This is a genomic window from Citreimonas sp., from assembly GCF_042096055.1.
GTDB lineage: Bacteria > Pseudomonadota > Alphaproteobacteria > Rhodobacterales > Rhodobacteraceae > Citreimonas.
The window spans coordinates 1-8,757 of sequence record NZ_JBELMH010000102.1 but is presented as its reverse complement, the minus strand read 5'-3'; the positions used below and the strand labels follow the sequence as shown (position 1 = coordinate 8,757).

The following is an 8,757-nucleotide window of genomic DNA, read 5'->3' as shown; positions in this document are numbered from 1 at the left end:
TGTCGCACAGCGGCGGCTGCCGCAAGAGCTCGCCGCCCGGACAATGCTGCCACGCGGGCTCACAGCCGCTGCATTGCCACTGAGCCACCGGCCCCGTCGAACCACGGAAACGAAAAAGGCCCCCGCGCGATGCGGGGGCCTTTCCGTATCCAACCGAAGGCTTGGCCTCAGCCGCGCTCTTCGACGATCTCGACCAGGTGCGGGATCTTGTTGATCATGCCGCGGACCGAAGGAGTGTCCTCGAGCTCGCGGGTCTTGTGCATCTTGTTCAGGCCCAGGCCGATCAGCGTCTCGCGCTGCTTGGCGGGCCGGCGGATCGGGCTACCGATCTGCTTGACGACGATGGTCTTCGCCATGGATTAAGCCTCCTCGGCCAGCTGGGTTTGCGGATCGCCCGAGGCCGGGGCCTCGTCGCGCTTGGGCAGAATGTCGACGACCTTCTTGCCCCGGCGCTGCGCGACCATGCGCGGCGAGTTCTGGTTCTGCAGCGCGTCGAGCGTCGCGTGGATCATCGCGTAGGGGTTCTGCGACCCGGTCGACTTGGCGACCACGTCCTGAACGCCCAGCATCTCGAACACGGCGCGCATCGGGCCGCCGGCGATGATGCCGGTACCCTGCGGCGCGGTGCGCAGCGTGACCTTGCCGGCGCCGGCGTGGCCCTTGCCGTCATGGTGCAGCGTGCGGCCTTCGCGCAGCGGCACGCGGATCATCTTGCGCTTCGCCTGCTCGGTGGCCTTGCGGATGGCCTCGGGGACCTCCTTGGCCTTGCCCTTGCCGAAGCCGACGCGGCCCTTCTGGTCGCCCACGACGACGAGCGCGGCGAACCCGAAGCGCTTGCCGCCCTTGACGGTCTTCGACACGCGGTTGATCGCGACCAGGCGATCGGCGAATTCCGGGTTCTCGTCGCGGTCGCGGCGACCACCCCGGCGGTTGTCTCTCTCTGCCATGCGGCAAGTCCTCATATATCGGGCGCGCTTCGCGCCGTTTGTTCCCGATCCATGGTGGGCCGCGCACGCGCGCCCCCGGATCATCGAGGCGCCCTGCCCTTACCGGGTCCGGCCGCCTACACCATGAAGGGCCGCAACCGGCCCCGTCATTGCAGTGGAAGGGGCCGGACGATGCCGGCCCCGAACCATCAGATCTTCAGACCGCCTTCGCGGGCCGCGTCGGCCAGGGCCTTGACGCGACCGTGGTACAGGAACCCGCCGCGGTCGAAATACGCCTCCGTCACGCCGGCGGCCTTGGCACGCTCGGCGATCGCGGCGCCGATCTTGGCGGCCGCCTCGACGTTGTTCTGTCCGACCAGGCCGAGATCCTTCTCCATCGTGGAGGCGGCGGCGAGGGTCTTGCCCTGAACGTCGTCGATCAGCTGAACGCTGATGTTCTTGTTCGAGCGGTGAACCGAAAGACGAACGCGTCCCGCGTTGGTCTTCCGAAGCTTGTTCCGGACACGCAGGCGGCGCTTCTGGAACAGCTGACGTTTGTTGTTTGCCATCTGTCGCGTCCTTACTTCTTCTTGCCTTCCTTCTGGAAGATGTACTCGCCCTTGTAGCGGATACCCTTCCCCTTGTACGGCTCCGGCCGGCGCCAGTCGCGGATGTTCGCCGCGATCTCGCCGACCACCTGCTTGTCGTGGCCTTCGACGATGATCTCCGTCGGCCGCGGGCAGGTGATCGTGACACCCTGCGGAATCGCGAAGTCGACGTCGTGGCTGTAGCCAAGGTTCAGCTTCAGGACGTTGCCCTGGACCTGCGCGCGGTAACCGACGCCCTGGATCTCGAGCTCTTTCTTGAAGGTGTTCTGAACCCCGTGCACCAGGTTCGCCACGATCGTGCGCGACATCCCCCACTGCTGGCGCGCGCGCTTCGACTTGCCGCGCGGCGTCACCGAAATGGCCTCGCCCTCGACGACGATGGTCACGTCGTCGGTCGCGGTGAATTTCTGCGTGCCCTTGGGGCCCTTCACCTCGATCGTCTGACCCGACACCGACGCGCTGACGCCAGAGGGCATATCGACCGGTTTCTTCCCAATACGAGACATACCTAAGCCCTCCTCAGAATACGGTGCAGAGCACCTCGCCGCCGATATTGGCGGCGCGGGCGCTGGCATCCGACATCACGCCCTTGGACGTGCTGACAATCGACACACCCAAGCCCTGACGGACCTGCGGGATGTCCTTAACGCTCATGTACACGCGGCGGCCGGGCTTCGAGACGCGCTTGACCTCGCGGATGACGGGCGTGCCGTCGAAGTACTTGAGCGAGATCTCGAACGCGGGGTGACCGTTCACGTCGGTCGTCTTCTCGTAGCCGCGGATGTAGCCTTCGTCCGCGAGAACGTCGAGCACCCAGCCCCGCAGCTTCGATGCCGGCGTCGACGTGGTCGACTTGCCGCGCATCTGCGCGTTGCGGATACGGGTGAGCATATCGCCGATAGGATCGTTCATACCATGCCCTCCCTTACCAGCTGGACTTCACGACGCCGGGCAGCTGCCCCGTCGAGCCGAGGTTGCGCAGCATGATCCGGCTGATCTTCAGCTTGCGGTAGTAGGCGTGCGGACGCCCGGTCAGCTGGCAGCGGTTGTGCAGACGCGTCGGCGACGAGTTGCGCGGCAGTTTGGCAAGCTCGAGGCGCGCCTTGAAGCGCTCTTCCATCGGCTTGCTTTCGTCGTTCGCGAATTCCTTCAGCGCGGCGCGCTTGGCGGCGTACTTCTCCACCAGCCGCTGACGCTTCTTCTCGCGTTCGATCATTGCTTTCTTGGCCATGATTCTCGGCTCCCTCAGGCGTTGAAGGGCATGTTGAAATGCTTCAACAGCGCCTTGGCTTCCGCGTCGGTGCTCGCGGTGGTGGTGATGATGATGTCCATGCCCCAGACCTCGTCGACCTTGTCGAAGTCGATCTCGGGAAACACGATGTGCTCTTTCAAACCCATGGCAAAGTTGCCACGGCCGTCGAAGCTGGGCTTCACGCCGCGGAAGTCGCGGACGCGGGGCATCGCGATGGTGATCAGGCGGTCGAGGAATTCGTACATCCGGTCGCCGCGCAGGGTCACCTTGGCACCCAGCGGCATTTCCTCGCGGACGCGGAAGCCGGCGATCGACTTCTTCGCCATCGTCGCGACGGCCTGCTGGCCCGAGATGCGGGTCAGATCCTCGACGGCCGACTTGGCCTTCTTGGAATCGCGGACCGCCTCGGCACCGCAGCCGATGTTCAGCACGATCTTGTCCAGGCGCGGGACCTGCATGTCGTTGCCATAGCCGAACTCTTCCTTGAGCTTGGCCTTGATCTCGTCGCGGAACTGCGCCTTGAGGCGCGGCGTGTAGTTTGCCGTATCAAGCATCGATCACGTCCCCCGTGGTCTTGGCGAAGCGGACCTTCTTGTCCCCTTCGATGCGGAAGCCCACGCGCGTCGGCTTGCCGTTGGCATCGACGAGGGCGAGGTTCGACAGGTCGATCGGCTGGGCCTGCGGAATGCGGCCGCCCTGGTTCGACTGGCTCTGCTTGGTGTGGCGGATGGCGATGTTCACGCCCTCGACCACGGCCTTGCCTTCGGTCGGCATGACGCGGCTGATCTCGCCGGTCTTGCCCTTGTCCTTGCCGGCCAGGACGATGACCTTGTCACCCTTGCGCAGTTTGGCAGCCATCACAGCACCTCCGGAGCAAGCGAGATGATCTTCATGAAGTTCTTGGCACGCAGCTCGCGAACCACCGGGCCGAAGATACGGGTGCCGACGGGCTCGTTCGCGTTGTTGAGGATGACGGCTGCGTTGCGGTCGAAGCGGATCGCGGTCCCGTCCTCGCGGCGGACTTCCTTGGCGGTGCGCACGACGACGGCCTTGCGGACGTCGCCCTTCTTCACGCGGCCGCGCGGAATGGCCTCCTTGACGGAAACGACGATGATGTCGCCGACCGATGCGTAGCGGCGGTGCGAGCCGCCGAGGACCTTGATGCACTGAACCTTCCGGGCTCCGGAATTGTCAGCGACATCCAGATTGGTCTGCATCTGGATCATGTGGTGTCTCCCGACTTCCGGGGCCGCCCTTCACTGGGACATTGACCCCGGGGTTTCGTAAACCGGTATGGGGGGCGCGGATTACTCCGCGACCACCTCCCAGCGTTTGGTCTTGGACCGGGGCGCGCATTCGATGATGCGGACGGTGTCGCCCACGGAGTAGCTGCCGGCCTCGTCATGGGCGCGGTATTTCTTGGTGCGCTTGACGGTCTTCTGCATCATCGGATGCTTGAAGCGGCGCTCGACCAGGACGGTCACGGTCTGGGCGTTGGCGGTCGAGGTGACGGTGCCTTGCAGGATACGCTTGGGCATTGTCTTACGCCTCCGTTGCGGTCGCGGCCGCCTTTTCGTTCAGGATCGTCTTCACGCGGGCGACGTCGCGACGGACGACGCGCATGCGCGCGGTGTTTTCCGACTGGCCGGTGGCCGCCTGGAATCGGAGGTTGAAGGCCTCCTTCTTGAGCTGGACAAGCTGGTCCCGGAGCTGGTCCGGGGTCTTGTCACGGAGTTCGCTGGCGTTCATGTCGCCCTTCCTTCTTTCAACATCACCGGAGAGCCCCATGCATATGCCCTGGGTCACCCTGATTCCGGTGGAGTCCGTGGATGAAACGGCCGTATAGGCCGCTTCGCTTTACTTGGCAACCCCGCGTCTTCACGCGGTCCGGAACGTCCGCCAGACCCCGCGGCGCCCTGCGGGATTCACTCCCACTTGTAGTTGAAGCTGACGCTGATGCGGTCGTCCTCGGCCATGTTCATCGGCACCTCGTGGCGCAGCCAGCTTTCCCACAGCAGCACGTCGCCCGCCTCGGGGGTCACGTAGACGAAGCTCTTGAGCTCCTCGCGCGCGCCCTTGTTGCGCACCGGGGCGGCCATCATCATCGGCAGGCGCGGGTCCTCGAGCTTCAGCGCGCTGGTCCCGCCCGGCATCTGCACGTAGGTCGTCCCCGAGATGACCGAGTGCGGGTGGATGTGGCTGCCGTGGCTGCCACCCTCGGGCAGGACGTTGATCCATATGTCCTCGAGCACCAGCGCCTTGTCGTCGAGGTCGAACTCCAGGTCCTTCGCGAAGGCCGCCACGTGCGCGTCGAGCGCCTTGACCACGTCGGCGAAGATCGGGAAGCGCCACGGCAAGTCCGTCAGCGAGGCGTACGAGGTGTAGCCGGGATAACCCTCGGTCTCGCACCATTCCTGCCCGGCCTCGTCGTCCTCGGCGATGGAATAGCACGACGCGGTCAGCTCGCGGTTGTCCACCGCGGGGCCGTGGTCGGACAGCTTGGCGTGGTAGAGGCGGGTCGCGAAGAGCGAGCGGATGTCGGGCATGGGTCTTCCTCCGGGATCGGGATCGGCGGGCGTCAGCCCAGGGTGTACAGCACGGGCGTCGGGCTGAGGAACAGGGCGGATGCCAGGTCGTCTTCGGGCAGGAACGCGCGGGCATGGCCGCCGTGTTCCATGCGCGGGCGGCCGGCCGGGTCGGGCTGGATCTCGATCCGCGCGCCGTTGTCCAGCTCCAGCCGCATCCCGTCCGGCTGCAGCCGCGCGGCGGTGACGGTGGCGCCGGCGAGGCGCGCACGGGCCGAGCCGTCCGCGGCCGCCCACGGTTTCGGGCGCCCCGCGGCGGCGTGGTCGGGGTCCTCGAGCAAGCGGCCGTCGACCGCGATCCACCGCGCGGCGGCATACAGCGGCACGATCAGCCAGTCCTCGCCCAGCTCGATGCCGACGAAGCCGTGGTTGCCCACGCCGGTGCTGCCCAGTTCGGTTTGGATGTCGCCCGCGCGCCGGCCGAGAAGGTCATCGGGCCGCACGGGCGCGGGGTCAAGCGGCACCAGTTCGTGGTCGCCGAACAGCCGCGCGCGCGCGCTGTCGGGCAGCGGGCGGTCGAGATCGGGCACCTCGAACGGGCCGGGCACGATCGCCGAATGCGGCGGCAGGTTTGCGATGTAATTCTGCGTCGCCCGGGCGTTGAGACGCCGGGCCAGCGGATTGCCCCGCTCGCTCGCCCGCATCACGAGCTTCGAGAGGGTGACGCGCAGCCATGCGATCATCTGCATCCTCCTGCCGTTTGGCGAAAACCGACACGAAAAGACCCCCGCCGCATGCGCGCCGGGGGCCCTTGTTCACGTCCCTCGGACCGGGCTTACCAGTCTTCGCGGACCACGGTGCGCGTCTTGATCGGCAGCTTCATGGCCGCGAGGCGCAGCGCCTCGCGGGCGATCTCCTCGCTGACGCCGTCGATCTCGAACATCACGCGGCCCGGCTTGACCTTGCAGGCCCAGCGGTCGACCGAACCCTTGCCCTTGCCCATGCGGACCTCGATCGGCTTGGCCGAGATCGGGGTGTCGGGGAAGATCCGGATCCAGACGCGGCCCTGACGCTTCATGTGGCGCGTCATGGCACGGCGGGCTGCCTCGATCTGGCGCGCGGTGACGCGCTCGGGCTGGGTCGCCTTCAGGCCGAAGGTGCCGAAGTTCAGGTCCGAGCCGCCCTTGGCCTCGCCCTTGATCCGGCCCTTCTGCATCTTGCGGAACTTGGTGCGTTTGGGTTGAAGCATGTCATCCCCTCCTTAGCGGCCGCGACCGGCGCCACGCGGGGCCGGACCGTCCTGGATTTCCTGCGCACGGCGATCATGCGCGGACGGGTCATGATCCATGATCTCGCCGCGGAAGATCCACACCTTGATGCCGATGATGCCGTACGGCGTCTGGGCGTCGATGGCGGCGTGGTCGATGTCGGCACGCAGCGTGTGCAGCGGCACGCGACCCTCGCGGTACCATTCGGTCCGCGCGATCTCGGCACCGCCGAGACGGCCGGCGACGTTCACGCGGATCCCCAGCGCGCCCATGCGCATGGCGTTCTGCACCGCGCGCTTCATGGCACGGCGGAACGACACCCGGCGCTCGAGCTGCTGGGCGATCGATTCACCCACCAGGCGCGCGTCCAGCTCCGGCTTGCGGACCTCGACGATGTTCAGGTGCAGCTCGCTGTCGGTCATCTTCGACAGCTTCTTGCGCAGCACCTCGATGTCGGCGCCCTTCTTGCCGATGATCACGCCGGGACGGCCGGCATGGATCGTGACGCGGCACTTCTTGTGCGGACGCTCGATGATCACGCGGCTGATGCCGGCCTGCTTAGCCTCCTCGTGGATGAAATCGCGGATGCGAATATCCTCGAGCAGCAGATCACCGTAATCCTTGGTGTCGGCGAACCAGCGGCTGTCCCAGGTACGGTTGACCTGCAGGCGCATGCCGATCGGATTGGTCTTGTTACCCATTAGGCTTGCTCCTCGATCTGGCGCACCTTGATGGTGATTTCCGAGAACGGCTTGTTGATCCGGCCGAACCTGCCACGCGCCCGCGGACGTCCGCGCTTCATCACCAGGTTCTTGCCGACATAGGCCTCGGCGACGATCAGCTCGTCGACGTCCAGGCCATGGTTGTTCTCGGCGTTCGCGATGGCCGATTGCAGGCACTTGCGCACGTCGTCCGAGATCCGCTTCTTCGAGAAGGTCAGATCGGTCAGAGCGCGCTCGACCTTCTTGCCGCGGATCAGCTGAGCGACGAGGTTGAGCTTCTGCGGGCTGGTGCGCAGCATGCGCAGCTTGGCCATCGCCTCGTTGTCCGCCACGCGGCGGGGATTCTTATCCTTGCCCATGGCTTATTTCCTCTTCGCTTTCTTGTCGGCCGCGTGCCCGTAATAGGTGCGCGTCGGCGAGTATTCACCGAATTTCTGGCCGATCATGTCCTCGGTCACGTTCACCGGCACATGCTTGTGCCCGTTGTAGACGCCGAACGTGAGACCCACGAACTGCGGCAGGATCGTCGAACGGCGCGACCAGATCTTGATGACTTCGTTGCGCCCGGAATCGCGTGCTTTCTCGGCCTTCTTGAGGACGTAAGCATCGACGAAGGGGCCCTTCCAAACAGAGCGTGCCATGTCTTAGCGCCCTTTCTTCTTGGCGTGGCGCGAGCGCAGGATCAGCTTCTGCGACGCCTTGTTGGGGTTGCGGGTGCGCTTGCCCTTGGTCGGCTTGCCCCACGGGGTCACCGGGTGACGACCGCCCGAGGTCCGACCCTCACCACCACCATGGGGGTGGTCGATCGGGTTCATGACGACGCCGCGGACCGAAGGACGCTTGCCTTGATGGCGTGTGCGGCCGGCCTTGCCGAAGTTCTGGTTGCTGTTGTCGGGGTTCGACACGGCACCCACGGTGGCGAGGCATTCCTGGCGGACCATGCGCAGTTCGCCCGAGCTCAGGCGGATCTGGGCGTAGCCGCCGTCACGGCCGACGAACTGGGCGTAGGTGCCCGCGGCGCGCGCGATCTGGCCGCCCTTGCCGGGCTTCAGCTCGATGTTGTGGACGATCGTGCCGATCGGCATGCCCGAGAACGGCATGCAGTTGCCCGGCTTGATGTCTGCCTTGGCGGACGCGATCACGCGGTCGCCGATGCCCAGGCGCTGGGGCGCCAGGATGTAGGCCTGCTCGCCGTCATCGTACTGGATGAGCGCGATGAAGGCGGTCCGGTTGGGGTCGTATTCGATGCGGGCAACGGTGCCCTGCACGTCGAACTTCGTCCGCTTGAAATCGACGATCCGGTAGAGGCGTTTCGCCCCGCCACCGCGGCGTCGTGCGGTGATCCGTCCGGTGTTGTTCCGGCCGCCCTTCTTCGTCAGACCCTCGACGAGGCTCTTGACGGGACGTCCTTTGTACAGCTCCGAACGGTCGATCAGCACCAGCCCGCGCTGGCCCG

Annotated in this window: 18 protein-coding genes; all 18 read right to left on the bottom strand. The window is 66.0% G+C overall.

Annotation, left to right across the window (positions count from 1 at the left end; translation table 11 throughout):
• Positions 1-167 precede the first annotated feature (167 nt).
• Complete coding sequence (gene rpmD, locus ACFDTC_RS16180) at positions 168-356, bottom strand: 50S ribosomal protein L30 (RefSeq protein ID WP_089883735.1); 189 nt, start codon at positions 354-356, stop codon at positions 168-170.
• 3 nt (positions 357-359) lie between these two features.
• Positions 360-947: a 30S ribosomal protein S5 gene (gene rpsE, locus ACFDTC_RS16175; protein ID WP_375259917.1), complete on the bottom strand. Its 588-nt coding sequence runs from the start codon at positions 945-947 to the stop codon at positions 360-362.
• Between the two features lie 188 nt (positions 948-1,135).
• Positions 1,136-1,495: a 50S ribosomal protein L18 gene (rplR, locus tag ACFDTC_RS16170; protein WP_375259916.1), complete on the bottom strand. Its 360-nt coding sequence runs from the start codon at positions 1,493-1,495 to the stop codon at positions 1,136-1,138.
• A gap of 11 nt (positions 1,496-1,506) precedes the next feature.
• Complete coding sequence (rplF, locus tag ACFDTC_RS16165) at positions 1,507-2,040, bottom strand: 50S ribosomal protein L6 (RefSeq protein WP_375259915.1); 534 nt, start codon at positions 2,038-2,040, stop codon at positions 1,507-1,509.
• A 13-nt stretch (positions 2,041-2,053) separates the two neighbouring features.
• On the bottom strand, positions 2,054-2,446 hold the full coding sequence (gene rpsH, locus ACFDTC_RS16160) for a 30S ribosomal protein S8 (protein WP_375259914.1): 393 nt from the start codon (positions 2,444-2,446) through the stop codon (positions 2,054-2,056).
• Between the two features lie 13 nt (positions 2,447-2,459).
• A complete protein-coding gene (gene rpsN, locus ACFDTC_RS16155; protein ID WP_375259913.1) occupies positions 2,460-2,765 on the bottom strand; it encodes a 30S ribosomal protein S14 in 306 nt (101 codons plus the stop codon).
• A 14-nt stretch (positions 2,766-2,779) separates the two neighbouring features.
• Positions 2,780-3,340: a 50S ribosomal protein L5 gene (rplE, locus tag ACFDTC_RS16150; RefSeq protein ID WP_375259912.1), complete on the bottom strand. Its 561-nt coding sequence runs from the start codon at positions 3,338-3,340 to the stop codon at positions 2,780-2,782.
• Positions 3,333-3,644: a 50S ribosomal protein L24 gene (rplX, locus tag ACFDTC_RS16145; protein ID WP_375259911.1), complete on the bottom strand. Its 312-nt coding sequence runs from the start codon at positions 3,642-3,644 to the stop codon at positions 3,333-3,335. Before rplX ends, rplE begins: the two co-directional genes overlap by 8 nt.
• Positions 3,644-4,012, bottom strand: coding sequence for a 50S ribosomal protein L14 (gene rplN, locus ACFDTC_RS16140; RefSeq protein WP_089883727.1), 369 nt, complete (start codon positions 4,010-4,012; stop codon positions 3,644-3,646). Before rplN ends, rplX begins: the two co-directional genes overlap by 1 nt.
• 81 nt (positions 4,013-4,093) lie before the next feature.
• Complete coding sequence (rpsQ, locus tag ACFDTC_RS16135) at positions 4,094-4,324, bottom strand: 30S ribosomal protein S17 (RefSeq protein ID WP_375259910.1); 231 nt, start codon at positions 4,322-4,324, stop codon at positions 4,094-4,096.
• 4 nt (positions 4,325-4,328) lie between these two features.
• Positions 4,329-4,535 (bottom strand): 50S ribosomal protein L29, encoded by a 207-nt coding sequence (rpmC, locus tag ACFDTC_RS16130; protein ID WP_375259909.1) that lies wholly within the window; start codon positions 4,533-4,535, stop codon positions 4,329-4,331.
• A gap of 176 nt (positions 4,536-4,711) precedes the next feature.
• Positions 4,712-5,332 (bottom strand): TIGR02466 family protein, encoded by a 621-nt coding sequence (locus tag ACFDTC_RS16125; protein WP_375259908.1) that lies wholly within the window; start codon positions 5,330-5,332, stop codon positions 4,712-4,714.
• Between the two features lie 32 nt (positions 5,333-5,364).
• The gene (locus ACFDTC_RS16120) at positions 5,365-6,054 is read right to left on the bottom strand and encodes a hypothetical protein (RefSeq protein ID WP_375259907.1); all 690 of its coding nucleotides are present in this window, start codon (positions 6,052-6,054) and stop codon (positions 5,365-5,367) included.
• A gap of 92 nt (positions 6,055-6,146) precedes the next feature.
• Entirely contained in the window at positions 6,147-6,560 is a 414-nt protein-coding gene (rplP, locus tag ACFDTC_RS16115) for a 50S ribosomal protein L16 (RefSeq protein WP_375259906.1), read from the bottom strand.
• 12 nt (positions 6,561-6,572) lie between these two features.
• Positions 6,573-7,280, bottom strand: a complete 708-nt coding sequence (gene rpsC, locus ACFDTC_RS16110) for a 30S ribosomal protein S3 (protein ID WP_375259905.1) — start codon at positions 7,278-7,280, stop codon at positions 6,573-6,575.
• Positions 7,280-7,660, bottom strand: coding sequence for a 50S ribosomal protein L22 (rplV, locus tag ACFDTC_RS16105; protein WP_375259904.1), 381 nt, complete (start codon positions 7,658-7,660; stop codon positions 7,280-7,282). Before rplV ends, rpsC begins: the two co-directional genes overlap by 1 nt.
• Before the next feature lie 3 nt (positions 7,661-7,663).
• Entirely contained in the window at positions 7,664-7,942 is a 279-nt protein-coding gene (rpsS, locus tag ACFDTC_RS16100; RefSeq protein ID WP_375259903.1) for a 30S ribosomal protein S19, read from the bottom strand.
• 3 nt (positions 7,943-7,945) lie between these two features.
• On the bottom strand, positions 7,946-8,757 hold an 812-nt coding region (gene rplB, locus ACFDTC_RS16095; protein ID WP_375259902.1), incomplete at its 5' end, for a 50S ribosomal protein L2.